The sequence below is a fragment of the Marinobacter sp. NSM genome (genome assembly GCF_052380025.1).
Taxonomy (GTDB): Bacteria; Pseudomonadota; Gammaproteobacteria; order Pseudomonadales; family Oleiphilaceae; genus Marinobacter.
In genome coordinates this window covers 312,260-337,332 of sequence record NZ_JBQTCK010000003.1, presented here as the reverse complement: position 1 = coordinate 337,332, position 25,073 = coordinate 312,260, and the positions used below count along the sequence as shown (strand labels likewise).

Annotated in this window: 19 protein-coding genes; 8 read left to right on the top strand and 11 right to left on the bottom strand. The window is 58.8% G+C overall.

Annotated features, from left to right (window positions below):
• Positions 1-69: 69 nt before the first annotated feature.
• Positions 70-1,137 carry a beta-N-acetylglucosaminidase domain-containing protein gene (locus ACTZWX_RS09205; protein ID WP_444713678.1) on the top strand — a complete coding sequence of 356 codons (1,068 nt, stop codon included), beginning with the start codon at positions 70-72 and terminating at the stop codon, positions 1,135-1,137.
• Between the two features lie 7 nt (positions 1,138-1,144).
• Here the strand turns inward: ACTZWX_RS09205 and ACTZWX_RS09200 are convergent, their stop codons facing one another.
• From ACTZWX_RS09200 to ACTZWX_RS09190, 3 genes are read right to left on the bottom strand one after another with little or no spacing between them, the layout of a single operon-like run.
• The gene (locus tag ACTZWX_RS09200; RefSeq protein WP_444713677.1) at positions 1,145-1,852 is read right to left on the bottom strand and encodes an SIMPL domain-containing protein; all 708 of its coding nucleotides are present in this window, start codon (positions 1,850-1,852) and stop codon (positions 1,145-1,147) included.
• Between the two features lie 29 nt (positions 1,853-1,881).
• The gene (locus tag ACTZWX_RS09195; RefSeq protein WP_444713676.1) at positions 1,882-2,901 is read right to left on the bottom strand and encodes a ChaN family lipoprotein; all 1,020 of its coding nucleotides are present in this window, start codon (positions 2,899-2,901) and stop codon (positions 1,882-1,884) included.
• A gap of 9 nt (positions 2,902-2,910) precedes the next feature.
• Complete coding sequence (locus ACTZWX_RS09190) at positions 2,911-3,099, bottom strand: CopG family transcriptional regulator (RefSeq protein WP_444713675.1); 189 nt, start codon at positions 3,097-3,099, stop codon at positions 2,911-2,913.
• 97 nt (positions 3,100-3,196) lie between these two features.
• Here ACTZWX_RS09190 and dauA point away from each other — a divergent pair, with 97 nt between their 5' ends.
• On the top strand, positions 3,197-4,942 hold the full coding sequence (gene dauA, locus ACTZWX_RS09185; RefSeq protein WP_444713674.1) for a C4-dicarboxylic acid transporter DauA: 1,746 nt from the start codon (positions 3,197-3,199) through the stop codon (positions 4,940-4,942).
• Positions 4,943-4,947: 5 nt separating this feature from the next.
• Here dauA and ACTZWX_RS09180 read toward each other — a convergent pair whose 3' ends face one another.
• The gene (locus tag ACTZWX_RS09180; protein ID WP_444713673.1) at positions 4,948-6,189 is read right to left on the bottom strand and encodes a hypothetical protein; all 1,242 of its coding nucleotides are present in this window, start codon (positions 6,187-6,189) and stop codon (positions 4,948-4,950) included.
• Between the two features lie 74 nt (positions 6,190-6,263).
• Between ACTZWX_RS09180 and ACTZWX_RS09175 the strand changes: the two genes are divergently transcribed.
• The gene (locus tag ACTZWX_RS09175) at positions 6,264-8,207 is read left to right on the top strand and encodes a CASTOR/POLLUX-related putative ion channel (protein WP_444713672.1); all 1,944 of its coding nucleotides are present in this window, start codon (positions 6,264-6,266) and stop codon (positions 8,205-8,207) included.
• A 19-nt stretch (positions 8,208-8,226) separates the two neighbouring features.
• Here ACTZWX_RS09175 and ACTZWX_RS09170 read toward each other — a convergent pair whose 3' ends face one another.
• The 3 genes from ACTZWX_RS09170 to ACTZWX_RS09160 are packed head-to-tail and all read right to left on the bottom strand — an operon-like array spanning position 8,227 to position 10,464.
• A complete protein-coding gene (locus ACTZWX_RS09170; RefSeq protein WP_444713671.1) occupies positions 8,227-8,616 on the bottom strand; it encodes a CBS domain-containing protein in 390 nt (129 codons plus the stop codon).
• Positions 8,617-8,629: 13 nt separating this feature from the next.
• Positions 8,630-8,980 carry a P-II family nitrogen regulator gene (locus ACTZWX_RS09165; RefSeq protein ID WP_444713670.1) on the bottom strand — a complete coding sequence of 117 codons (351 nt, stop codon included), beginning with the start codon at positions 8,978-8,980 and terminating at the stop codon, positions 8,630-8,632.
• Positions 8,977-10,464, bottom strand: coding sequence for a DUF1538 domain-containing protein (locus tag ACTZWX_RS09160; protein ID WP_444713669.1), 1,488 nt, complete (start codon positions 10,462-10,464; stop codon positions 8,977-8,979). Before ACTZWX_RS09160 ends, ACTZWX_RS09165 begins: the two co-directional genes overlap by 4 nt.
• Before the next feature lie 307 nt (positions 10,465-10,771).
• Between ACTZWX_RS09160 and ACTZWX_RS09155 the strand changes: the two genes are divergently transcribed.
• Positions 10,772-12,364 (top strand): isocitrate lyase, encoded by a 1,593-nt coding sequence (locus ACTZWX_RS09155; protein ID WP_444713668.1) that lies wholly within the window; start codon positions 10,772-10,774, stop codon positions 12,362-12,364.
• A 188-nt stretch (positions 12,365-12,552) separates the two neighbouring features.
• The gene (locus tag ACTZWX_RS09150) at positions 12,553-14,370 is read left to right on the top strand and encodes an SLC13 family permease (RefSeq protein ID WP_444713667.1); all 1,818 of its coding nucleotides are present in this window, start codon (positions 12,553-12,555) and stop codon (positions 14,368-14,370) included.
• Between the two features lie 6 nt (positions 14,371-14,376).
• Here the strand turns inward: ACTZWX_RS09150 and ACTZWX_RS09145 are convergent, their stop codons facing one another.
• Positions 14,377-14,973: a TetR family transcriptional regulator gene (locus tag ACTZWX_RS09145; protein ID WP_444713666.1), complete on the bottom strand. Its 597-nt coding sequence runs from the start codon at positions 14,971-14,973 to the stop codon at positions 14,377-14,379.
• 171 nt (positions 14,974-15,144) lie between these two features.
• Here ACTZWX_RS09145 and ACTZWX_RS09140 point away from each other — a divergent pair, with 171 nt between their 5' ends.
• The 3 genes from ACTZWX_RS09140 to senA all read left to right on the top strand — a co-directional run bounded on the left by ACTZWX_RS09140 (position 15,145) and on the right by senA (position 21,107).
• A complete protein-coding gene (locus ACTZWX_RS09140; RefSeq protein WP_444713665.1) occupies positions 15,145-16,311 on the top strand; it encodes an efflux RND transporter periplasmic adaptor subunit in 1,167 nt (388 codons plus the stop codon).
• Positions 16,311-19,424: an efflux RND transporter permease subunit gene (locus ACTZWX_RS09135; protein ID WP_444713664.1), complete on the top strand. Its 3,114-nt coding sequence runs from the start codon at positions 16,311-16,313 to the stop codon at positions 19,422-19,424. Before ACTZWX_RS09140 ends, ACTZWX_RS09135 begins: the two co-directional genes overlap by 1 nt.
• A gap of 336 nt (positions 19,425-19,760) precedes the next feature.
• Positions 19,761-21,107: a selenoneine synthase SenA gene (senA, locus tag ACTZWX_RS09130; protein WP_444713663.1), complete on the top strand. Its 1,347-nt coding sequence runs from the start codon at positions 19,761-19,763 to the stop codon at positions 21,105-21,107.
• Here senA and ACTZWX_RS09125 read toward each other — a convergent pair.
• The 3 genes from ACTZWX_RS09125 to purD all read right to left on the bottom strand — a co-directional run bounded on the left by ACTZWX_RS09125 (position 21,077) and on the right by purD (position 25,055).
• On the bottom strand, positions 21,077-22,648 hold the full coding sequence (locus tag ACTZWX_RS09125) for a cation:proton antiporter domain-containing protein (protein WP_444713662.1): 1,572 nt from the start codon (positions 22,646-22,648) through the stop codon (positions 21,077-21,079). The genes senA and ACTZWX_RS09125 overlap by 31 nt on opposite strands.
• A gap of 78 nt (positions 22,649-22,726) precedes the next feature.
• A complete protein-coding gene (locus ACTZWX_RS09120; RefSeq protein WP_444713661.1) occupies positions 22,727-23,662 on the bottom strand; it encodes an alpha/beta fold hydrolase in 936 nt (311 codons plus the stop codon).
• 106 nt (positions 23,663-23,768) lie between these two features.
• The gene (gene purD, locus ACTZWX_RS09115; RefSeq protein WP_444713660.1) at positions 23,769-25,055 is read right to left on the bottom strand and encodes a phosphoribosylamine--glycine ligase; all 1,287 of its coding nucleotides are present in this window, start codon (positions 25,053-25,055) and stop codon (positions 23,769-23,771) included.
• Positions 25,056-25,073: the final 18 nt, after the last annotated feature.

Below are 25,073 nucleotides of genomic sequence, written 5' to 3'. Positions count from 1 at the left end.
GATTCGCCCGATCCGGAGTACACTTGGGGGTATGACGAAGACACACGGTAATCAGGGAGCGAGCAGGCCATGACAGTTGAGCTGGGCGTTATCGAAGGTTTCTATGGTCCGATGTGGAGTTGGGCAGAGCGGGGGCGGCTGGTCACCTCACTGGCCGCCCATGGGTACAGTTTTTACCTGTATGCCCCCAAGGCGGATCCGTATCTGCGCCGTCGCTGGCAGGAACCCCATCCTGCAGACCAGGCGGCAGAGCTGGAGACCTTTGCCCGGTTGTGCCGTCGTGAGGGCGTGCGTTTCGGGGTGGGCCTCAGCCCATTCGAGATTTTCAACCGGTTTGATGATGCCGCCCGGGAAGCGCTGGCGGCCAAGCTCCGGATGCTCGACAAGGCGGGTATTCAGGAGCTGGCCATCCTGTTCGATGACATGCGCTCTGAAGTGCCAGAGCTGGCCCGAACCCAGGCCGAGATTGTCTGCTGGATTCGGGATAACACCAAGGCCACCACCATAAGCATGTGCCCCACCTACTATTCCGACGATTCGGTGCTCGACCGGGTATTTGGTGAGCGCCCGGCGGATTACCTGGAAACCCTGGGCGCGGAATTGCCAAAAGACGTGCGGGTGTTCTGGACCGGAGAGGAGGTCTGTTCCCGGGAGATTTCACCGGGTCACCTGAAGCGGGTGGGCGATCGCCTGGGCCGCAAACCGGTGCTGTGGGATAACTACCCGGTGAATGATGGCGACCGGATGTCCCGGCACCTGCACCTGCGGGCCTTCACCGGCCGCCCCGCGAACAATGCTGCTCATCTGGCCGGCCACGCCATCAACCCGGCATTACAGCCGGCGTTGACGGCGATACCCGCGCTCACCCTCGCGGAATCGTACCGGCAGGGGCCGAACTATCAGTATGGCCAGGCGTTTCATCATGCCGCCCGGGAGTTGCTGGGGGTAGACCTTGCCAATCAGCTTCAAACCGATCTGCTGGTGCTGCAGGATGCCGGGCTGGAGCGGATCAGTGACGAAAAGAGGCGGGCACTGATCCACACATACGATGCTTTTGATCACCCGGCCGCCAACGAGATCCTGCGCTGGCTGGCCGGTGACTATCAGGTGACGGACGAGATGGTGCAAACCCAGTAGCCGGGTATTACTCCAGGTAATAGTCGACGGTGGACACCACCCGCACAGTTTTCACCGGCTGCTGTTGCTCAGAAATCCCCGGTGCCTGATCCCGGGCCAGAATCTGGAACACCCCCTGATTGGCCCGGCGCAAACCGCCAACGCTGGCGTTGGCATCCCTGGCGAACTGTTGGGCGGCTTCCCGCGCGGAGGCAGTGGCTTCGGCAATCATCGCCGGTTTGATATCGTTCAGGCCGCTAAACAGGTAGGTAGGGCCGCCGGGCCCATAATCCGTAGTCAGCAGTACCCCGGAATCCACCAGTTCACTGACGTTCTGGGCCGCCTGGCGAATGCGCTCAATCTGGGTGCTGCGGACCATCAATGTCTGGTTAATGATGAACTTCTGTTCGCCCTCACCCTGATAGGGGTTGGCGCGGGTGTCGGTCACATCCAGCCGTTGCAGTTCAACCGCGTTTTTGTCGATGGCCTGTAATTCCAGGAAGGCATAGATGGCTTCGCGGCTGCTGCGTGCTTTTTCCTGGGCCTGCTCCAGGGAGTTCCCCGTCGCCACAAAGCGGATTGGCCAGAGTGCCAGGTCCGCCTGCACCTCCCGCTCGGCAACGCCTTTGACGGTGACATAGCGATCCGAGGTTTTCAGGCCGGTGAGCCCTTCTTTCAATAACGACGCAGAGAGAATCAGGCTTATGCCCAGAATAATGGCAACAACAACTTTCATGGTTCAGTCTCTTGTGTGTATCAACATGCCTATTCTGTGATGCAGTGAACCTCTGGTCCACTGCGAAAGCGTTCCCGCATGGCGTTCTTCCGCCGATCCGTGTCCCGGAATTCCGGTGGCAGGGTTTGGATCAGATACAGGTAATCGCCTTTGTCGAGGTTGCTGGCCAACGGTGCCTGTGATTCGTCGTCTGGCCAGAACACCGGGCTGATCACCGCCACGGAAAGCTCAGGGGCCTGCTGTTTGAGTAACGCCACGGTGCCCAGGCCCTGCTCGCTGTGGAAGGTGCCTGTCAGGTGCACAACCTGATGGTCCGGGTGTTGTTGGCGGGCCTGCAGGATGCGCATGGCCATGGTGTTGTCGCGCAGTAGTTGGGCTTTGTAGGTGTTATCCATGCGCTCGGCCATGGAGGGGTCGCCCTGGCCGTGGCTGCCGCTGATCGCTTCGACAAACTTCTCCCGGTAAGCGGGTGTGTCCCGGAAGGGCTGCTCAGGCAGCGTTTGCCGTTGGTTGGCGGGCAAGCGCTCGAGGTAGTCCGGGCCGGTGCGGCCCACGCAACGAACGACATCGGCTGGGGCGTTGGCGGCTAAAACGGGAAGATCGTGGCGGCGGGCAAATTCCACCAGCGGCCGGTAAGAGCCCCGGTAGTTGTCCCAGGCACTGGCGTCTTCGATCATTTCGGTCTCGCCAGTCATCCCGGCCAGATAGCTGTCCAGCGCTGGTTGATGGTCCAGGTTGAACTGCTCCAGGGTCAGCACCTGGCGCGGACGCTGTTGGTAAAGCCGTTGCTGTAACCGGGCCTGCAGAAGGTGTGAGGCCTGGTGGCCATGATACTCACCAATCACCACGACATCGGCTTTGGCCAGTGCGCGGGCGAGGTCTTCCAGGCTTAAAAGCTGGCCGGATTGGCTGTCGACCAGTGCGCTGTCATACAGGGTTTTCAGTTGTGCTGACTCTGTATCGGACGGTTGGGGCAGCTGGGCACAACCGGCCATCAGCGCCAGGCAGATGGCCAGCAAAGGGTGGCGAAAGCGTTTGGGTGAGGCCATCGGCGATGCTCAGTCAGGTTTGTCGGTGCGACGTTTGCGCCAGTCTTCGCCCAGTCTTTGTTCAACGTATTCGCGGATAAACTGGCGGACTTTCTGGGAAGGAGTGACATCCTCTGCTTTGCACAGTTCCTCAAAGACCGCTTTCTTTTCCGGATCGATCAGTAGCGTCAATCGGGCTGTTCGGTTTTCCTTGGACATTGGTCGTAGCGCTCATTGATGTTAATCAGGTTAACATTGAATGTAATCAGGATGAGCATATAATGACTGAGCTATAGCCGCAACCGGGAAGTGCCCCATGTCGCATCGCGCGCATCTGTTTTCACTGAGAATGGCCCATGCAGTCCGTGAAGCCTGCGTGGATGAGCGTTATACCGGTGGCCGCTTCCTGAAAGACCTGATGGCCGGCGTGACCGTCGGCATTATTGCCATCCCCCTGGCCATGGCGCTGGCGATTGCCAGTGGTGTTGCCCCTCAGTATGGCCTGTATACCGCCTTCATTGCCGGTTTTGTGATTGCCCTGTTCGGCGGAAGCCGTTACAGCATCTCTGGCCCCACAGCGGCGTTTGTTGTGATTCTGTACCCGATTGCCCAGAGTTATGGCCTCGGTGGCCTGCTGCTGGCCACCCTGATGTCCGGGGTGCTTCTGGTGATCATGGCGGTGATGCGCCTGGGCCGTTTTATCGAGTATATCCCGGAATCCGTCACCCTGGGGTTCACTGGCGGTATTGCGGTGGTGATCGCCACCTTGCAGGTGAAAGACTTTTTCGGCCTGTCCGTCGACGCCATGCCGGAGCATTACTGGGACAAACTGGCGATGCTGGCCCAGCAATTACCAGCCCTGGATTCCATGAGTACGCTGGTGGCGGTTATCACCCTCGCGGTGATGTTGCTCTGGCCCCGGCTGAAAACGCCGGTGCCGCCGCATTTACCTGCGGTGATTATCGGCAGCCTGCTGGCGATCTGGTTTAATGCCAATGGGGCTGCCATAGAGACCATCGGTTCCCGCTTCAGTTACCTGTTGCCCGATGGCAGCACCGGTGCCGGCATTCCCCCGTTCCTTCCCGAGTTTGCCTGGCCCTGGCAGCAACTGAATGCCCAGGGCGAGCCAGTGGGCCTGTCCTGGAATATGGTTCGCGAGTTGCTGCCGGCGGCCTTTGCCATTGCGATGCTCGGGGCCATTGAATCCTTGCTGTGTGCCGTGGTGCTGGATGGTATGACCGGTAAACGCCATAGCGCCAACAGTGAGCTGATGGGGCAGGGCATTGGCAACATTGTGGTGCCTTTCTTCGGGGGTATTACCGCCACTGCAGCCATTGCCCGCTCAGCTGCCAACTATCGGGCCGGGGCCCAGTCACCGGTGGCCGCCATGGTGCATGCCCTGGTGGTGTTGCTGGCGCTGGTGTCACTGGCGGGTATTCTGGCTTACCTGCCCATGCCGGCCATGGCTGCCCTGCTGATCATGGTGGCCTGGAACATGAGTGAGGCCCCCAAGGCCGTGCATTTGCTGAAAACCGCACCGCGCAGCGATGTGCTGGTGTTTTTGACCTGTTTTGGTCTGACCGTCGCGCTGGACATGGTCATTGCCATTACCACCGGTGTGTTACTGGCGGCCGTGCTGTTCATGCGTGAAATGGCTCAGATGACCAAGGTGACAGACATCAGCGATAACAAGCGGGTAGTGCAGGCCGGGTTGCCGAAAGGCTGGCGGGTGTTCAAGATCAACGGCCCGCTGTTCTTTGCCGCCGCTGACCGAGTTTTTGGTGAGCTGGCGGATCTGTCCCGGGAAAGCCGCGGCTTTGTGTTGTATATGGATGGCGTGACCGTGCTGGATGCCGGCGGCCTGGCGGCGTTGAACAAACTGATTGACCAGTGCCGGAAAAACGGCACCGAAATCATGATCGCTGACCTTCAGTTTCAGCCCCTCCGGGCCTTGGCACGGGCAGGGCTGAAGCCGGAACCCGGCGTCAGCAGTTTTTATCCATCGCTGGCCTCGGCTCTTGAATTCCTGAGTTCCCGCCGCAGCGCGCCGCAGATGGTTTGATCCGCTTACAGCGGCCAGTGCAGCTGCAGGTTGCCGCCGCCAAACCCGAATTTGTGCAGATAGAAGGTGGGGTTCAGGGTTAGTACGGCCTGGTTGTTGGGGGGCAGCCGGATTTCAATAGGCACGGCCAGCTTGCCGGTAAAGCCGGTATGCCGGCGCTGTTCCTCCGCCTGTTCGAACGTCTGCCGAATCTCGGGCGCACTCAGGTAAATGCCTGGGCTGATGCTGGTGTGCTGGCTGGCGCTCAGGGTGATCTCGGCGAAAACCGTGGGTTCCCGGCGCCGAATACGCCCCTCATCATTCAGCTCTCGCCCGAAAAATCCGGTTTCATCCAGTTGCAGCCAGGCCAGGCCAACTGTGGGGGTAAGCCGGTGCCGCATCAGAGTAGCGGAGCCCCGGGCCTTCAGGTGATCCCGCTCGAATCCGGTGGCCCTGTTTTCATCGCTCCGCTGCAGCGTGTAATCCCGCCGTGTGCGCTCACCTTCCAGGTGTAACCCGATCAGCCAGTCTCCGGTTTGCTGGCGGTGGCTGATGGCCCCGCGCTGGGTTTCGTTGCTGACGGCCAGCTCCTGCTGCTGGCTGATGAACCGGGAATCGGGGGACAGATTGAGCGAGACCGTCGTGCCTTCCACGGCAGATGATCCCTGGCGATGCCACTGCAGGAAATAGGAACGGGGCTGCTTGTCGAAACGGTCGGCGGTATCGGTTTTTTCATTGAAGTAATAATTCGGAAGAACTACGCTTCCGTGCAACCAGCTTTTGTCTGTAAATCGGTGCCGGGCGCCCAGATAAATGTCGGATTCCGCCTTGTCGGAAAACACATCGCCTTGCAGCCACACCTCCGTGCGTTCACCAAGATTTTGCCTGAAGCCCACCAACTGCCGCTGGTAGGAACCGTCGAGATCCTCGGCCCGCTGAATATCCAGCAGAAAGCCGTTCTGGTCATCACGAAAGCCGAAATCCTGGCGGTAGCGAAAATCGAAATACAGTCTCCGGCTGCTGACACTGCCCCCAGTACCACGAATGCCGTCGTCCGTTGCGGTCGGTAAGGTCTGACGATGATCAAACGTCAATTCATGGAGAAAACGCTCTGTGTCATAAGCCTCATCCCGGCCCAGTACCACCGCATCAGACCGCCAGGGTTGCGGGATATGGCCATTGCTGGCGCTTGCGGTGCTGGAGAGAGTGATTGCCAGTGCCACGATCATCCGACGGGAGGCAGGGCTTCGAGTTGAGGTTGTCGTCATGGATTGAGGTCACCTTCCTGACAGGCTTTGTTCTATCCTATGTCCAACACTGACGATTCGCAAAAAGGACCACCATGTTGCCATTCCGGGTTGTTGACCGTCTGAAGTTCATCATAGAGCGCCAGCTCGTCAAAGGGGCTGGATTCCAGTTACTGGTTGTCGGCTTCTTTATTGGTCTTATTTCGCTGATCGGCGGGATGCTTGTGGTGCCCCAGGGGGGGGAATTCGACGACCCGGGCTCGGCTGTCTGGTGGGCGTTTCTGAGGCTGACCGATCCAGGTTATCTAGGCGATGACGTGGGCGCCTGGCAACGGGTGGTCTCCACGTTGCTGACCTTGCTGGGCTACGTAGTGTTTATGGGTACCCTGGTGGCCATCCTCACCCGCTGGTTGATTGCCAAGATGGAGGAGCTGGAGCGAGGCCTGACACCTGTCACGCTCAAAAACCACTTTGTGGTGCTTGGCTGGACAGCGCAAACGCCGCCACTGGTAGCAGAGCTGTTCGGATCAACCGGGCGGATGAAGCGTTTCCTGGAGAAACACGACACACAGAAGTTACGGCTGGTGGTCCTGGCGGAGGAGGCCAGTGCCGCGCAGGTGCATCAGCTGGGGAATGAGCCCGGCGTTGGGCGCCGGGCCCGGGAGGTCATTCTTCGCAGTGGCTCAGCGATTCAGCCAGATGCCCTGCATCGGGTGGCCTGCCTGGATGCCGCTGCAGTGATTGTACCCAGCCAGATTCACGACGCCGGGAGTCTGGTGACGTCGGATGTTGAAACCGTCAAAGCGCTGCTGTCCATCGCTGCCCAGGCGCGCCATCTGAATGCGCCTTTGCCGTTTGTATTGGCTGAGATACAGGACATGCGCAAACTGTCGGTGATTGAACGTGCTTATCCGGGGGCGGTAGAGGTGGTTGCGGGCGATGTCACCATCAGCAGGTTGATGGTGCAGAACGTTCTGCATCCCCATCTCTCTGAGGTTTATAACGAACTGCTGACGGCCGGAGAAGGCAGTGAAATTTTTGTCCGGGGCGGTGAAACCGCCGAAGGCTTGAGTCTGGGCGAACTGGCGGCCCAACGCCCGAATGCCATTGTTCTTGGTTTGTTGCAGCCTGCCGGTAGCGGCTGGAACGTCAACCTGCTGGCACCCGCAGACACGATTATTCGCCGCGAAGACCGCGTGGTGCTGTTGGCCAGTGATTACGAGCATACGGGCGCAAACCCGAAAGCGGAACCGCTGCCGGTTGTTCAAAGGAGCACTGCACGGCCCCACGTGACTGGCGGTTCGGGGACTCATCGGGTGCTGGTATTGGGCTGGAACCGCCGGGTACCAAGCCTGGCGGCGGAGTTCAGCAGCTACAAAGGGCGCAAATTCATGTTGGACATGGTGTCTGCTACCCCATTAAAAGAACGCCAGCGAGAAATTGACCGTTACGGCGTTGATCTTGAAGCCATCGACGGTCAGTTGCTGGAAGCTGACTACATGGTGGAAGACGATCTGCGAAAACTGAACCCCGCCAGCTACGATACGGTCATTCTGCTGAGCAGTGACCGCCTTGGTTCCGGGGAAGAGGCAGATGCCAGGGCCATGGTTGGTTACCTGCAGCTGGAAGAGATTCTGGCCGAGGCGCCCCGGCGCCCGCAGGTGATCATGGAGTTGAGTGATCCCAACAACCGCCAGCTGCTCTACGGCCACCAGAGTGAGATGTTGATCAGCCCGATGATCCTGAGCCATGTTCTGGCCCAGGTAGCTCTGCGTCGCGAGCTTCGGGTGGTGCTGGATGAATTATTCACGGTGGGTGGTGCCGAGATTCAGTTTCGTGATCCTCACGATTATCCGCTGCCCGCCAGCACAGATTTCCAGCTACTTGAGAAAATCGTTGCGGACAAGGGTGAGATCGCGCTCGGCCTCTTTCGTAAGACGGCCGATGAGCGTGGTCGTCACGTGCTGATGAATCCGCCCCGGAACCTCTATCTGGACCTCGGTGAGGGTGACCAGTTGCTGGTTCTCGCCAGGCACTGAAAACCTTGTGATGTGGCGCTCAGTCGATGGTGTCCAGCAGCGCTTGCATGATGTCGTCCATCACCACGAAGCCTCTCAGTTCGTTGTCCGCGAGAACCAGCAGACGCTTTACCCGGTGCTCTGTCATCAGGCTGGCGGCGTGCCGGATTGAAAGACTCTCACCAACGCTGATCACGGGTTTTGCGCACACGTCGTAAACATTCAGCAGATCAATATCCCCGTCCTCGGCAATGACGGCCTTGAGTACGTTGGTATAGGTGATCAGGCCCCAGGCATCGTGCTCGTTCTGGCGCTCGACCACCAGCGACTTCACGTTGTGCCGTTTCATCAGTGACAGCGCTTCACGCAGCGTTGAGAAGGGGGAAGTCTTGATAATCTCGGTAACCATGACATCTTTGACCAGTTTCATTGCAGCGCTCCGATCAGAGTGAGTCTTTCAGGTGTTGTTCGAATTTTTCGACCTGGGCCATATCGATGCCCCCGAGGTGTTCCAGGGGCACGGTGAAGATCAGCCCCTGGGAGTCTTTGGAGTCGGGCATGACTACCTTTTGCAGGGCTTTGAGTATCTCCAGCGACAGCCCCTTTTCCAGAACCATCAGCAACACGCTCTGGCTGCCGTCATAAGTCAGCCCGAAAAAGGTCTTCTTTGCGGTGTTGCTGATCCCCCGGCCAGACATCACCGTGATACCACCGGCGCCCAGTTCACGGGCTTCATCAACGCAATCCTGTTCGAGATCTTCGGGAACGATTGCGACCAGTGCCGAAAATTTCATTGGGTTGCCTTCCTGTGATCTGAAACTATTTGAGACACGATGGCGTATGCCATCACCGTAACGATGGGGAAGATAGACGCAAAAGCAATCAGCCCGAAACCATCAATCAACACATTCCTGCCCTCAATGCTGGATGCAAGTCCGATACCCAGGGCCGTTACCAGCGGAACCGTTACCTCCGAAGTGGTTACCCCGCCCAGATCGTAAGCCAGGGCAACAATGTACCTGGGAGCCAGCACGGTGAGCAGGATCACCAGAATATAGCCAGCCATGATGTAGTAGTGAATGGAGTCGCCGGTAAAAATGCGATGGACACCGATGGTAATTCCGATGGCTACCCCGACAGCCACCAGAATTCGTATGGCGTTCCCGTTGAGCGCCCCCCCGGCGGCTTCTTCAGCTTGCTTGCCAATGGCAATAAGGGCGGGTTCCGCCATGGTCGTGGCAAAACCGATCAACAGGGCAAACAGATAAATATAGGTGTAATTGCCTCTCGCCGTGAGTTGCTCGGCCATACTGGTTCCGATCGGGAACAGCCCCATTTTCAGGCCCACGACAAAGGCGTACAAACCGAGGATGACCAATACAAAGCCAAAGATGATCTTTCGCGGGTTGCTCAGTTTTCTGCGCAATACAAGATATTGAAAAATAACCACAGTCAGAATAATTGGAAGGACATCCCGGACCATTTCCGCGAGATCCATCAGCATGGCGACAGGACCGGAAGACGTCTTGGTATCGCCATCGCCGGCCAGATTCAGCTCGCCGCTGTCGGGATTGCTGGTGTAAACCACCATGCCGTAGATTTGCACGGTAATCATCGGAACCATCACCGCCAGTGCAACCAGCCCGAAGCCGTCCGTCAGCGGATTGCGCCCCCGGATAGACGCCGCCAGGCCGATGCCCAGCGCGGCGATAAGGGGCACGGTCACCACATTCGTCGTGACTCCGCCGGAGTCGTAGGCGAGGCCGACAATCTCTTCCGGCGCAAACCAGGTCACAATCACCACCGTGATGTAGCCGATGATCATGAACCAGTGCAGAGGGTATCCAAAAATAGTGCGGAAGATACCGAGAGCCACAACCAGTCCCACTGACAGCGCCACCAGCATCCGCAGGGTGAAGGCATCGATGCGGCCACCACTGATGCTCTGGGCCTGCTCGGCGACGGCGATCAGGGCCGGCTCGGCGATCACGGCGGAGAAACCCATGGCAAAGCCAAAGCTCAGCAGTATCGCCATGGAGCCGCGCTTGGCGAACTGGTTGGACAGGCTTTTACCAATTGGGAAAATGCTAAGCTCAAGTCCTTGAAGGAACAGGGCAACCCCTACGGCAACGATCAGCAGGCCAATGGTCATGCTGGCCAGGTTATCCGGCACCTGTTGCAGAATGACCAGCTGAAAGAATACAACCACGACCACGATGGGCAGTAGATTCTTGAGTGCGTGGAGCAGGGCGTGGCCAAAAGATGTCAGGTAAAACACAGCGGTGTCCTGTTGTCCTGGGGCGGTGCCAGCGTATGACAAAAGTCATGGATGCGTTAAATAGTAGCATGCCCGATCATGCCCACCATGATCCTGCTCAACTCAAAGTAGTTAAGGGGTGTCTTTGGTATTCACTGAAAAAATGCTGAAAATACACCATATAAATTTCAATTATAAATCGGAAAGCACTAAAGTTACGCCCAACGTCATCCCCTGCCGGGTTGTATGAGCAGGCGGTTGGCTCCGGAGGCTGCTGGCAGCAGCGTTTCCGAACCTTTTGAACACTAACGTAGAAAGGATAGAGACCATGCCCTACGCACAAGACGTCGACCAAATCGCTTCCATCCTGAAGCAGAACCCGACCTGGAATGCCATCAACCCGAAGCACGCTGCCCGCATGCGCGCCCAGAACAAATTCAAGACTGGTCTGGACATCGCCAAGTACACCGCCAAGATCATGCGTGAAGACATGGCCGCGTACGACGCCGACTCTTCCCAGTACACCCAGTCTCTGGGTTGCTGGCACGGTTTTATCGGCCAGCAGAAGCTGATCTCCATCAAGAAGCACTTCGGTACCACCAAGCGTCGTTACCTGTACCTGTCTGGCTGGATGGTTGCTGCCCTGCGTTCCGAGTTTGGCCCGCTGCCTGACCAGTCCATGCACGAGAAGACTGCGGTTTCTGGCCTGATCGAAGAGTTGTACACCTTCCTGCGCCAGGCGGATGCCTGGGAACTGAACCACCTGTTCCGTGCCCTGGAAGAAGCTGAAAACGCTGGCGACACTGCCAAGGCTGAAGAGCTGATCAAGCAGATCGACAACCACGAAACCCACGTTGTGCCCATCATTGCCGACATCGACGCTGGTTTCGGTAACGCTGAGGCGACCTACCTGCTGGCCAAGCAGATGATCGAAGCCGGTGCTTGCTGTATCCAGATCGAGAACCAGGTATCTGACGAGAAGCAGTGTGGCCACCAGGACGGTAAAGTAACGGTTCCGCACGCTGACTTCCTGTCCAAGATCAACGCGGTTCGTCTGGCGTTCCTGGAGCTGGGTGTGGACGACGGTGTTATCGTTGCCCGTACTGACTCCCTGGGTGCTGGCCTGACCAAGCAGATCGCTGTCACCAACGAGCCGGGCGACCTGGGCGACCAGTACAACAGCTTCCTGGACGGGGAGTACATCGAAGACGCTTCCCAGATCGAGAACGGCGACGTTGTGATCAAGTCCAACGGCAAGCTGCTGAAGCCGAAGCGTCTGGCCTCTGGCCTGTTCTGCTTCAAGCCGGGCTCTGGCGAAGACCGTGTTGTTCTGGACTGCATCACCAGTCTGCAGAACGGTGCCGACATGCTGTGGATCGAAACCGAGAAGCCGCACGTTGGTCAGATCGCTGCCATGGTTAACCGCATCAAGGAAGTGGTGCCCGACGCCAAGCTGGTTTACAACAACAGCCCGTCCTTCAACTGGACCCTGAACTTCCGTCAGCAGGTATTCGATGCCATGAAGGAAGAAGGCAAGGATGTATCTGCTTACGACCGCGCCAAGCTGATGAGCGCCGAGTACGACAACACTGAGCTGGGTCAGCTGGCTGACGAGTGGTGCCGTAACTTCCAGCGTGATGCGTCCCGTGAAGCTGGTGTATTCCACCACCTGATCACTCTGCCGACGTACCACACTGCGGCTCTGTCTACCGACAACCTGGCCAAGGGCTACTTCGGTGACGAAGGCATGCTGGCCTACGTTGAAGGTGTTCAGCGTAAGGAAATCCGTCAGGGCATCGCGACTGTGAAGCACCAGGACATGGCCGGTTCCAACATCGGTGATGACCACAAAGAGTTCTTCGCTGGTGAAGCGGCTCTGAAAGCCGGTGGTAAAGACAACACCATGAACCAGTTCGGTTAATCGACCGGTTCAGGTTGTCCGGCAGGCTCCCCCCGGGAGCTTGCCGACCCCGAAAACCCCGTATGGCGCCTGCCCTGCGGGGTTTTGTTTTATGGATTACCTGGTGTTGCGGGTTTTGTTGGTTGGTGTAGTCTCATGGTTTCCGGTCGACTATCGCGATATTTTGTCAAGGAGGCGCACGCCCGTTTATGCCCGCTGATCAATGGATTGTATTTGCTATTCTGGGTTCTACCCTCGCCCTCTTCGTCTGGAACCGCCTGCGCTTTGATATCGTGGCCATGCTGGCCTTGCTGGCAGTTGCGGTTACCGGGCTGGTTGCCCCCGACCAGCTGTTCTCCGGCTTTGGCCACCCGGCGGTGATTACCGTGGCCGCCGTGTTGGTGATCAGCCAGGGGCTGGTGAATGGCGGGGTGGTGGATGCGGTCGCCCGATTGCTCGGCAAGGTTGGCCGGAACGCCATGTTGCAGGTCGTCACCCTGACCCTGGTGATTGCCTTGTGTTCCGGCTTTGTCAATAACGTGGGTGCATTGGCGCTGCTGATGCCCGTGGCCATCTGGATGTCACGGCAGTCTGGCCGCTCACCGTCTTTGCTGCTGATGCCACTTGCCTTTGGTTCCTTGCTGGGTGGCACGATTACTCTGATTGGTACCCCCCCCAATATCATTATTGCCAGTTACCGCGAAGCAGGCTCGTTCGGGCTGTTTGATTTTGCACCTGTCGGGCTCGCCATTACCGCGGTTGGCATCGTGTTCATCGGCCTGGTTGGCTGGCGCCTGACGCCGAAGCGTGACGACCCGGCCAGTGGCGACAAACTGTTCAGTGTGGGGGAGTACGTGACGGAGTTGAAGGTGCCGGAAGACTCGCCCTTTGCTGGTGGCACCTTGCACAACCTGCTTACCTCCGGTGGCACCGAACAGAGCCTGGTGGTGTTGGCGCTGATTCGGGGAGAGGAGACTTCGTCAGCGCCATCAACATTCAGTGTGCTCAGAGACGGCGATGTGCTGCTGGTGGAAGCCGACACAGAGAGCTTGCAGGAATTTGTTGAGCATACCGGGCTGGTCCTTGCCAATGCAGTGAACGAAGAAGATGAGGAGGACGAGGAGGCTGCGCCGGGGAAATCCCGTGAGGGTACCGAGGCGCAAGTAGCAACCGGCGACGTTCGCTTGACGGAAGCGGTGATTTCACCTTCCTCCCGTTTGATCGGGCGCACCGCCAACCGTCTGAACTTGAGGGAGCGATACGGCTTGAACGTGGTGGCCGTTGCCCGCCAGGGGCATCGACTGAAACGGCGATTGGCCGATATCCAGTTTCGCTCTGGCGATATTCTGCTGGTGCAGGGCTATGAAGAGAATCTGTCATCGACACTGCAAACCCTGGGTTGCCTGCCGCTGGCGGAGCGGGGTCTGACGCTGGGCCGGGAACACAACCTCTGGCTGGCAGGTGGGTTATTTCTGTCGGCCATCGTGATCATCGTTTCGGGTCTGCTGACGCCACCCGTGGCGCTGGTGGCCTGTGCCGTGGCCATGGTGTTGGTTCGGTTGATGGACCCCGGCGATGCCTACCGCGCCATTGACTGGCCGGTGATTGTGTTGCTTGCCGCAATGATTCCAGTAGGGCAGTCCCTTGAAGCCACGGGGGGTGCGGCGTTAATCGCGGAGCAGATTCTCACTATTGCTCAGGGGCAGGCGGCCTGGGTGGCGCTGACTATCATTCTGGTGGGCACCATGCTGTTGTCAAACGTGGTCAATAACGCGGCCGCCGCTATCCTGGTTGCCCCGATTGCCCTCGGGGTATCCAGTCAGCTCGGATTGGCTTCGGACGCGGTGCTGATGGCGGTTGCAGTGGGGGCTTCCTGTGCCTTCCTTACCCCGATCGGGCATCAGTCCAATGCCTTGGTAATGGAGCCTGCAGGTTATCGTTTCGGTGATTACTGGCGTCTTGGCTTGCCGTTGTCAGTGCTGGTTACGGTTATCGGAGTGCCGATGATCCTGTGGGTCTGGGGCTGATCAACCTTAGGCCAGCACTCCCCGAAAATAGCTCTCAACAAACGTAGGGGCCATCTCCGCCAGTGGCCATTGCTCCGGCTCGGCCAGCCAGTCAAAAAACAGCCCCAACATTTGTGTATGCAGCAAGTAGGCGGCCTGTGCGGGCGTTAGTTGCGGATGCAGTCTTACCCGGTTTTCCGGACGCTCCAGGATTTCCGTGACAAACCCGATGGCTTCCCGGGCCAGTTCCCGGTGTTTGGCGATGGCCTGGTCAGATTCGTTGCGATGGAACAGGATCATGTACACGCGAAAGTAGCGGGCGTCCTGGGCCAGTTTGCGCAGTGCGACAATACACAGTTTTTTCAGGTTCTCAAGGCTTCGATTGGCCTCCGCGGTTTCATCCATCATTTCGCCCAGGGGCGCTCTTACCCGTTCAAGCATGGCATCCAGAATGTCTGCCTTGTTACGGAAATGCCAGTACACAGCGCCGCGAGTAACACCAGCCTTGCGGGCGATCTCCTCCAGTGAGGTTTTCGCAACGCCTTTGTCCATAAAAACGCATTCCGCCGCATCGAGAATGGCTTCCCGGGTGGCTTCAGCTTCGGCTTTTGTTTTTCGGGCCATGGTTAATCGCCGTCATCTGATGGGAAAAAACGGAGTATAAAGGAAATCAGTTTACATACATACATGAATGGATGTATTTTAGCGCCCAATTAACGCTAAGTATCATCCCGGGCCCGTTATCTCATCACGGCTCGCCCTTATGTCTTTAAACCGGTTTCAGGAGACCGCGCCATGCGCATTGATAACGTTCATCGGCCGATGGTTCACAAAGGGCTTTTGGTTGCAGGTTTGTCATCCCTGTTGCTTCTGGCCGGTTGCAGTAATGACAACGCCGGTGGTCAGCAGGGCGGTGGTATGCCGCCGGCCGCCGTGGTGGTTGAGCGAGCTGAGGCCGAAAACATCAGTGTGCGCCAGGATTATGCCGGCCGCGCGCGGGGTGCCCGTGAGGTGGAAGTGCGGGCAAGGATTCAGGGAATCCTTGAAGAGCGCCTGTATGAAGAAGGCCAGATGGTAAAGGAAGGCGACCCGCTGTTCCGGATCGATCGCAAGCCTGCGGAAGCCGCCTTGCAACGGGCTCAGGCTCAGCGCCAGGTGGCCGAGGCCGACCGGCGCCAGACTGAGCGGGAGTGGAACCGGATATCCTCCCTGTTCCAGCGTAACGCGGTGAGTGAGCGTGAGCGGGATGCTGCTCAGTCCGCACTGGAGCTGGCCCAGGCCAATCTGGCGGTGGCCAATGCCGGCGTTGCCCAAGCCGAGCTGGACCTGGGCTATACCTCGGTAACCGCGCCGGTCAGTGGTGTCACCAGTCTGGAGGATTTTCCCGAGGGTAGTCTGATCAGCTCCGGTACCCTGCTGACCACGATTGTCCAGCTTGATCCGATCCATGTGCGCTTTGCCTTGCCTGAGAACGACGCCAACATTCGCCGCGCTGCCCGGGAAGGTATGCGCGGTGCCAGCGAGCAGGAAGTGGCGGCCCGCCTGATACTGGCCGACGGCCAGGAATATGAACTGGATGGCCAGATCGACTTCACTGCCTCCACCCTGGACCCGCGCACCGGCACGGTGTCGGCCCGGGCGATCTTCGCCAATCCTGAGAATGTGATCGTGCCGGGCCAGTTCGTGCGGGTGCGGGTTGAATTGCAGAGCTTTGAAGATGCCATTGCCATTCCGGAAAGAGCCGTGACTCAGGGGCCGAACGGCCCGGTGGTTTATGTGGTCGATGGTGAAAGCACGGCAAAGGCGCGTCGGGTAGAGCTTGGCCCTGTGAGTGGGGGTCGTCAGATCATTCTTAGCGGCCTGGAAGAAGGTGACCGTTACATCGTCAGCGGTCTCGTCAATCTGCGTGATGGCGCCGAGGTTGACGTAACCAACGAGGATGATGAGGGAGGCGATGACTGATGCTCCGTACCTTTATTGATCGGCCGATCTTTGCCTCGGTTGTTTCCATCATCATCACCCTTGGTGGCCTTTTGGCGCTGATTGGCCTGCCCGTTGAGCAGTACCCGAACGTGGTGCCGCCTCAGGTGGTGGTGGATGGCCGCTTCCCGGGTGCCAGCGCGGACGTGATTTCGGATTCGGTGGTGGCTCCGCTGGAGCAGGAAATCAACGGCGTGGACAACATGATCTACCTGGAATCCAGCGCCACGGATTCCGGCAGCTTCCGGGTGACCGTCTCATTTGAGATTGGTACCGATCCTGACCAGGCCACCATCAACGTCAATAACCGGGTGCAGCAGGCGCTGGCACGCCTGCCCCAGTCCGTTCGTAACCAGGGGTTGAAAGTAGAAGCCCGTTCCACGTCCATCCTCCAGGTCATTACCCTGTCTTCTCCCGACAATACTATGGATGTGGTGGAGATCTCCAACTATGCCTTGCTGAACGTGCTGGATGAGTTGGTTCGGTTGCCCGGTATTGGCGATGCCTCGCTGTTCGGGGCACAGGATTATTCCATGCGGGTGTGGCTGAGGCCTGACAAACTCGCTCAGTACGAGTTGACTCCCAACGATGTAGCCATTGCCTTACGTGCCCAGAATGCCCAGTTTGCCGCAGGCCGAATCGGAGCAGAGCCGGCACCTGAAGGGCAGGCGTTCACTTTCAGCGTATCGGCCCCGGGCCGGCTTACCAGCCCTGAAGAGTTCGGCGAGGTGATCCTGCGCAGTGATGAACAGGGTGCCTCCCTGCGCCTGAAAGACGTAGCCAGAATCGAGCTGGGTGCCCAGAACTACGACTTCGCAGCAGTCTACAATGGTGGCGCCACAGTGCCCATGGGGGTGTACCTGCAGCCCGGGGCCAATGCCCTGGACGCTGCCGATGCCGTGAACGCGGCCATGGAAGAAATTGCAGACCGCTTCCCGGAAGGCCTGGAATATAACGTGCCCTACGACACCACCCGGTTCATTGATATCTCGATCCAGGAGGTGATCTCGACCTTCATTGTGGCGGTGTTGCTGGTGGTGCTGGTGACCTTCCTGTTCCTGCAGCATTTCAACGCCACGCTGATTCCGCTGATTGCCATTCCGGTGTCGCTGATCGGTACCTTTGCCGGCATGCAGGCCCTGGGGTTCTCGGTCAACCTGCTGACCCTGTTCGGGTTGATCCTGGCCATCGGGGTGGTGGTGGACAACGCCATCATCATCATGGAAAACACCGAGCGCCTGATGAAAGAACAGGGCTTGTCCCCCTACGATGCGGCGGTTCTGACCATTCAGCAGGTGTCCGGTGCGGTGGTGTCATCCACCCTGGTGTTGGTGGCGGTGTTTGCCCCGGTGGCCTTCCTGGGCGGGCTCAGCGGTGAGCTGTACCGACAGTTTGCCATAACCATTGCGGTGTCGGTGGTGATATCCGGCATCGTGGCGCTGACCCTGACACCGGCCATGTGTGCGTTGCTGCTGGGCCATGAAGGCAAGCAGTTGACGGTATTCCGCTGGTTTGACGCCGGCTTCGACAAACTCACCAACGGCTTCTCTGCCGTGGTGGACTGGCTGCTGCGCCATGCGGTGATTGGCGTGCTGTTGTTTGCCGCCATGCTTGGCGGCACTGCCTTCCTGCTGAACAAAATGCCCTCCGGCCTGGTGCCACAGGAAGACCAGGGCTTTGTGCTGGCGGCCTACTCGCTGCCCCCCACCTCGGCCCTGAGCCGGACGGCGGACACTCGCGACCAGCTGGTTGAGCAGATGATGCAGCTGCCAGAAGTAAAAGACGTGGTGTCCTTTGCCGGTTTCGACATCATCTCCAGCGCTTTGCGAACCAACAGTGGCGTAGCGTTCGTGACCCTGGAAGACTGGGCCGAACGGGAAGGCGAGGGCCAGAAGGCGGCCGACATAGCCAACAAGATCATGGGCATTGGCTTTGGCATGCCGGAAGCGTTTGTGATCGCCTTTACCCCACCTCCGATTCAGGGATTGTCCACCACTGGCGGTGTGGAAGGCTATATCCAGGCCCGGGGTGGCCGTACCCCGGCCGAGATCAAGGCCATGGCAGACCAGTTCATCCAGGCCGCCAACGAACGCCCGGAACTGCAGAATGTGCGGGTGACGCTGGATACCGGCATCCCCCGTTACAAGGCCAATGTGGACCGGGAAAAAGCCCAGGCGGCCGGGGTTCCGATTGACCAGATCTTCACCACCATGCAGAGCACCTTCGGGGGCCTGTACGTGAACGACTTCACCCTGCAGGGCCGCAACTGGCAGGTAAACCTGCAGTCTGAGGGCGAGTTCCGGAGCCATCCGGACGACCTGCGCCGGGTGTTTGTGCGCTCCAACTACGGCGAGATGATTCCGTTGAGCTCCCTGGTGGAGCTGGAGCGGGTCAGCGGCCCCGATATCCTGAACCGGTTCAACGTGTACCCGGCGGCCAAACTGCTGGCAGATCCGTCGCCGGGCTTCACCACCGGTGACGCCCTGGCGGCCCTGCAGGCGGTGGCTGGCGAACAGTTAGATCGTAACACCCTGCTGGGTTGGACCGGTGAAGCTTATCAGTTGCAGGACTCCGCCGACTCCGGCACCCTTGCCTTCGGCATGGGGTTGTTGCTGGTGTTCCTGATCCTCGCCGCCCAGTATGAACGATGGGGCTTGCCGGTGGCGGTGGCCACCGCTGTCCCGTTCGGGGTATTTGGTGCTGCTCTGGCATCGCTACTCCGTGGTTTCCCCAACGATATCTACTTCCAGGTGGGCTTGCTGGTGCTGATTGGCCTGGCAGCGAAGAACGCGATCCTGATTGTGGAATTCGCCGCCCAGAACCGGAAAAGCGGCATGAGTTCATTTGATGCTGCCAGCACCGCTGCACGCCAGCGCTTCCGGGCCATTATGATGACGGCGCTGACCTTCATCGTGGGTTCCATGCCGCTGGCCTTCAGTACCGGTGCGGGTGCGGTTTCCCGTCAGGAGATCGGCACGGTGGTGGTGGGCGGTATGCTCGCGGCCAGTACCCTGGCGCTGTTCTTCGTGCCGCTGTTCTACAAGCTGATCGAAGACCTGGCCGATTGGCGGCGTAAGCGCAAGAAGGCTGCCTGAGGTGGCCTGATTTTCTGCGCCTATCGCATTGATAGCGACTGAACCGCCGCGGGTTTCTGCCCCCGGCGGTTTTTTCTTTGTTATTCTGTTTGGGTGCAGGAATCAGTGATGGGGAGGGGCTTTCTGAAACACGCTGTGAATACATCCGTGTACGCTCTGCTCCGCCCCTTGGCGCTAATTGCTCCTGCGTCGCGCCAAGGGTCCAGTGATAGCCATCCATGGCTAGCCCGTGAAGAGCTGTTCGCTCTCCACCCATGGCTCCGCAAGGTTTCAGAAAGCCCCTCCCCATCACAGATCCCCAGACTGTGGGAGTGAAACGCTCTGGAGTTAGAACAAATGGTTGCTGAAGACAAGAAAATACAGGTTCTGGAAGATCTGGAACTGGCTCGGACTCGCACCAAACAGCTGATCTGCACGCTGCCGGAGCAGCAACTGGATGTTCCCTACCATCCTGGTGTGAACCCGCCTCTCTGGGAAATGGGGCATTCTGCGTTCTTCTACGAGGTCTTCGTGTTCAACCTGTTGGGTGGCACACCCAGCTTCGATCCATCCATGGATGATCTCTGGGACTCCTTCCATGTCGAACATACGGAGCGCTGGCGGCGGGATCTGTTTCCCGGCCGGGAAGAAACCTTCACGTATTTCAATACCATTTACGACCGGGTAGCAGAGCGCATCAAGAGCCGGGAACTGACCGAGCGGGAGCTGTACCTCTACCGCTATGCGATTTACCACCAGAACATGCACATTGAATCACTGATCTGGTGCCGGCAGACGGTGGGGTATTCGGCGCCTGTGGACTTCAAGGGTGACCGGCCAGCCCCTGGTGAGGCAATCACCGGGGATGTGGAAATCCCTGCCGGGCGTTGGGTGATTGGCATGCCCGGCGAGTCTCAACACTACGCAACAGACGACTTTGCCTTCGATGCCGAGAAACCCCGCTTCGAGATTGAGCTGCCGGCATTTGCTATCAGTCGCACGCTGGTGAGCAATCGGGAGTTTCAGGCGTTTGTGGACGATTGCGGTTACCAGCGTCCGGAGCTGTGGTCTTTCGGAGGCAGGAAGTGGCTGGAGTCAGAGCAGGATGTCAGTCTGGTGCACGGGGTAAAAGAGCCGTTGATGCGCTCACCCCGGCACCCGTTGTACTGGCGCTGGCACGACGGCCATTGGCAGGAGCGGGTGTTTGACCAGTGGTTACCCCTGGAGCCAGATGCACCGGTTACCCATGTCACCTACTGGGAGGCGGAAGCCTACTGCAAGTGGGCCGGGCGTCGGTTGCCGACAGAATATGAGTGGGAAGTGGCTGCGCTGGGCAACCGGCCCGGGGACACGTTCCGTCGTTATCCCTGGGGCAATGAGGTACCGGATGCCTTGAGAGCCGATATGGATGGCCGCACCATGGCCCGCAATCCGGTGTGGGATTATCCAGCCGGCGACAGCCCCTATGGTTGCCGGCAAATGATCGGTGCGGTGTGGGAGTGGACTACCAACGATTTCCTGCCTTACGACGGGTTCAAGGTGGACATGTATCCGTTTATGTCCACCTTGCAGTTTGCCACCCACAAGGTTACCAAGGGTGGCAGCTGCGCCACGTCATCCAATCTGATCCGTGGCACTTACCGGCAGGCTTACCTGCCGTTTCGCAGTGATGTCTATACCGGGTTCCGCACCTGCGCTGGCTGACGTATCGTGTTTTCCATCAGGTGGCTGGCAAGTGCGACCCCGGTTTCGCTCATGGTCAGGTAGGCGTCGTCGGCGCCGGCTTCGCGGATTTTCTCGGCCTCGTCGGCGAACATGGTGTGGGCCACGATGTAGCCTTCGAAACCGAGTTTGCGCAGCATCCTGGCGGCGATCAGCTTGCCCTCGATATCGTTCATGGCCAGCACCACGGATTCCAGGTCTGGCATATGTAGGCCCTCCCAGAAGGTGGTGTCTTCGGCATCCGCGAACACCACGTTGCGCCCCTCTTTCTGGTGTTTATCCGCTTTCGCCGGGTCTGAATCCAGCCCCATCAGGCGAGGTTCGTGGGGCAGCAGCCAGTCATAGGTAGCTGTGCCTGTTCGCCCCATCCCCATAACAAGAATCTTCGTGCCGCCCAGTGAAATCGGCTGCTCGTCCGGGTGGCGTTTATGGCTTTCAAAGCGGGCGATCCGGTGTGCGATGCGCTCATAAATCCGGTGGGCAAAGCGGTTTAGCGGCGCCGAGATGACGAATGACAGAGAGACGGTAATGGCCAGGGGTACCAGCCATTGCGGCAGTGCCACACTGGCAACAATCAGCCCGAACTCACTGTAATTGGTCAGCGACAAAGAGGTCAGAAAGCTGCTGCGGGCTCGCAAGCGGAACAGCAGCAGCAAGAAGTAGAAAAGAATGCCCTTGAGCGGCAGAACCAGTGCGGTGACAACGGCAAACATCAGAGCCTGCTGGTCTGGCAGGCCACCAATGCCAATCTGCAGGAAGAAGCCCACCAGGAAGACTTCTTTGACGCTCCACAGTGATTTGGCCAGTTCCTGGGAGCGCGGGTGGTTGGCCAGCATGGCTCCGAAGATGAGGGCGCCCAGTTCAGAACTGAGCCCGACAGCTTCAAAACCCAGGCCTCCGACGACCAGAGCCAGCAACAGACCGAGCAGTACCAGCAGCTCATCGTGGCCGCTGGCATCGAGCAGTTTGAACAGGAGTGGCCGAAGCAGCGGCAGGCCGAAAATCATCAATGCCCATTCGGAAGGTGACTTGCCTGCGGCCACACTCATTACCACCAGGGCGATCAGGTCCTGCATGATCAGGATGCCAATGGCAACGCGGCCGTGGAACGCCCTGAGTTCCCGTTTACTTTCAAGGACCTTGGCGGCGAGCACAGTGCTGGAGAACGACAGCGCGATGGCCAGCATCAGCGCCGTTGTCCAGTCCAGGTCAAGAAGCCAGTATAGGCCAGGGGTGAACACCAGGCAGGTAATGGAAAAATGCAGCAGGCTGCCGCCGATCACTTCCGGGCTGACGATGGACCTGAGCTTGAGTTTCAGGCCAACGGTGAACAGCAGTAACAAAACGCCCAGATGCGCAATATGCTGCAGAACCGCTGTTTCCTCTATCGGTATGCCCGTCATCACTGACATGCCGCTCAGGGCGAAGCCGGCAGCCAGGTAGCCCACCAAAGGTGGCAGGCCAACGGCTTTTACAAACAGTCCGAGGACAAAGGCAAAGGTGATCCAGGTGGCTTCAGGCATAACCCATACTTATCGGGAACAGGAAAGACAGCCGGAAGCCTACCTTTTTTCCTCGTTCAAATGTAGTAGCACTTGGTGTCAGGGTTGCCTGGTAGTCAGAAATGCCTGGAACAGTCGTGCTGATTCTTCAGGTACCTCAACCATGGGCGCATGGCCAACGTCATCAAGAATCACCTTCCTGGCAACCGGAATGGCCTCCACAAACACATCGGCGTTGCGGTAGTCGATTACCCGGTCCAGCTTGCCCCAGATCACCAGCACCGGGGCTTCAATGTGGGTGATGGCGTTGCGGAAGTCCGGCTCGAATCCGGTGTCCCGAATGGCTGAAAAGATGACTTCGTTCACTTCCTGATTCGCAATGGCCTTTTCCTCCATCACATCGAAAATCGGCCAGGGCACGAATGGGCGATTTTCCAGGGCGAAGTCCAGCAGCTTGTCAAAATCGCCTTTTTTTTCCGGAATCAGAGGGTTGTCACCATCCATGACCCGGTCTACCAGCTCGCTTTCGTACTCAAAGATGCCGGCGGGATTAAACAATACCGCTGTCTGGATTTGCTCCGGGTGGGTAGCGGCGTAGAGCGCGGTGATAGCGCCTCCCATGGAATTGCCCATCATGTGGAACTGCTTCACGCCCAGTTTGTCCAGGATCCGATTCAGGTAGCTCACCTGGTCTTCAAACCGGTAGCCGATGCCCAGGGGTTTGCTGCTGTCACCATGGCCGGGCAGGTCAATGGCGTAGACGTTGAACTCGCCCTTGAACTCCTTGGCCAGCCGGGTCCAGTTATCCTTGTTGGCGCCGAATCCGTGTATCAGCACCAGGGTGTCACCTTCTACAGCTTCTTTACTGCGCAGGTAGGTGATGTCCAGCTCGCCAACCGTGACCTCGGCAGTCTCAAGACCGGCGCTGGAGCGCTCCCAGCCAATGGCGCTGTCGTATATGCTTTGCTTGGAGCAGGCGCTGATAAGAAGGGTGGTGACGAGCAGCAGGGCAAGGTTGAGCGCGTTTCGGGGCACGGAGAACTCCTTTTCGTTGTGGTCGTTATGAACGCTAACACTACCCCAGAAAAAAGCCCGGTCAATGACCGGGCTGACGCTGTTTCCGTGGGATTGTCGCTGAATGTCAGCTCTTTTCCCGGGCAATGGCCCGATAGGCAATATCGTTGCGGTAAAACATGCCGTTCCAGCTGATTGTCTTCGCCAGCTGGTAAGCACGCTGCTGGGCTTCGGTCACCGTGTTGCCCAGGGCGGTGGCGCACAGCACGCGGCCACCGGCGGTAACCACATTGTCCCCGTCCAGTTTGGTGCCGGCGTGGAACACTTTCTCGCCTTCCGTTTCGCCTTCTGGCAGGCCGGAGATTGCATCGCCCTTGCTGTAGTCAGCAGGATAGCCACCGGCCGCCAGCACGATGCCGACAGAGGCGCGGTCGTCCCACTCGGAATCGCACTGGTCCAGCTTGCCATCCACGGCGGCCAGGCACAGTGCCACCAGGTCTGACTTCATGCGCAGCATGATCGGCTGGGTTTCCGGGTCGCCAAAGCGGCAATTGAACTCGATCACCTTCGGTGCACCGCTGGTGTCGATCATCAGGCCAGCATACAGGAACCCTTTGTAGGGGTGGCCTTCAGCGGCCATGCCGTTGACGGTGGGGTAGATCACTTCGTCCATGATGCGTTGATGGACATCCGCAGTGACCACCGGGGCGGGGGAGTAGGCGCCCATGCCGCCGGTGTTGGGGCCGGTGTCGCCATCGCCCACTCGTTTGTGGTCCTGGGAGGTGGCCATGGCCAGCACGTTCTTGCCGTCGACCATCACGATGAAGGAGGCTTCCTCGCCGTCCAGGAACTCTTCAACCACTACGCGGCTGCCGGCATCGCCAAAGGCGTTACCCGCAAGCATGTCGCGAATGGCGTCTTCGGCTTCGGCCAGGGTCATGGCGACGATTACGCCTTTACCGGCGGCCAGGCCATCGGCCTTGACCACAATCGGCGCGCCTTTTTCACGTACATAGGCGAGGGCTTCATCGACATCAGTGAAATTGGCGTAGTCGGCGGTCGGGATCTTCTGGCGGGCCAGGAAGTCCTTGGTGAAGGCCTTGGAGCCTTCCAGCTGGGCAGCACCAGCGCTGGGGCCGAAGATGCGCAGCCCGCGGGCTTCAAACTTGTCCACCACGCCGGCCACCAGTGGGGCTTCCGGGCCGACGATGGTCAGGCCCACGTTGTTCTGCTCGGCGAAGTTGGCCAGGCCGTCCAGGTCCATCACGTCCAGGTCGACGTTGTCCAGATTCGGTTCCCGGGCGGTACCGGCGTTCCCCGGCGCTACGAAAACTTTGTCTGCCAGCGGGGATTGCGCGGCTTTCCAGGCCAGGGCGTGTTCACGCCCGCCACTGCCAATAACCAGAATGTTCATGTGTTGCTCCTGAGTTCT

Coding starts and splice junctions, on each gene's coding strand:
- ACTZWX_RS09205 (WP_444713678.1), top strand. CDS start 70: ATGACAGTTGAGCTGGGCGTTATCGAAGGTTTCTATGGTCCGATGTGG.
- ACTZWX_RS09200 (WP_444713677.1), bottom strand. CDS start 1,852: ATGAAAGTTGTTGTTGCCATTATTCTGGGCATAAGCCTGATTCTCTCT.
- ACTZWX_RS09195 (WP_444713676.1), bottom strand. CDS start 2,901: ATGGCCTCACCCAAACGCTTTCGCCACCCTTTGCTGGCCATCTGCCTG.
- ACTZWX_RS09190 (WP_444713675.1), bottom strand. CDS start 3,099: ATGTCCAAGGAAAACCGAACAGCCCGATTGACGCTACTGATCGATCCG.
- dauA (WP_444713674.1), top strand. CDS start 3,197: ATGTCGCATCGCGCGCATCTGTTTTCACTGAGAATGGCCCATGCAGTC.
- ACTZWX_RS09180 (WP_444713673.1), bottom strand. CDS start 6,189: ATGACGACAACCTCAACTCGAAGCCCTGCCTCCCGTCGGATGATCGTG.
- ACTZWX_RS09175 (WP_444713672.1), top strand. CDS start 6,264: ATGTTGCCATTCCGGGTTGTTGACCGTCTGAAGTTCATCATAGAGCGC.
- ACTZWX_RS09170 (WP_444713671.1), bottom strand. CDS start 8,616: ATGAAACTGGTCAAAGATGTCATGGTTACCGAGATTATCAAGACTTCC.
- ACTZWX_RS09165 (WP_444713670.1), bottom strand. CDS start 8,980: ATGAAATTTTCGGCACTGGTCGCAATCGTTCCCGAAGATCTCGAACAG.
- ACTZWX_RS09155 (WP_444713668.1), top strand. CDS start 10,772: ATGCCCTACGCACAAGACGTCGACCAAATCGCTTCCATCCTGAAGCAG.
- ACTZWX_RS09150 (WP_444713667.1), top strand. CDS start 12,553: ATGCCCGCTGATCAATGGATTGTATTTGCTATTCTGGGTTCTACCCTC.
- ACTZWX_RS09145 (WP_444713666.1), bottom strand. CDS start 14,973: ATGGCCCGAAAAACAAAAGCCGAAGCTGAAGCCACCCGGGAAGCCATT.
- ACTZWX_RS09140 (WP_444713665.1), top strand. CDS start 15,145: ATGCGCATTGATAACGTTCATCGGCCGATGGTTCACAAAGGGCTTTTG.
- ACTZWX_RS09135 (WP_444713664.1), top strand. CDS start 16,311: ATGCTCCGTACCTTTATTGATCGGCCGATCTTTGCCTCGGTTGTTTCC.
- senA (WP_444713663.1), top strand. CDS start 19,761: ATGGTTGCTGAAGACAAGAAAATACAGGTTCTGGAAGATCTGGAACTG.
- ACTZWX_RS09125 (WP_444713662.1), bottom strand. CDS start 22,648: ATGCCTGAAGCCACCTGGATCACCTTTGCCTTTGTCCTCGGACTGTTT.
- purD (WP_444713660.1), bottom strand. CDS start 25,055: ATGAACATTCTGGTTATTGGCAGTGGCGGGCGTGAACACGCCCTGGCC.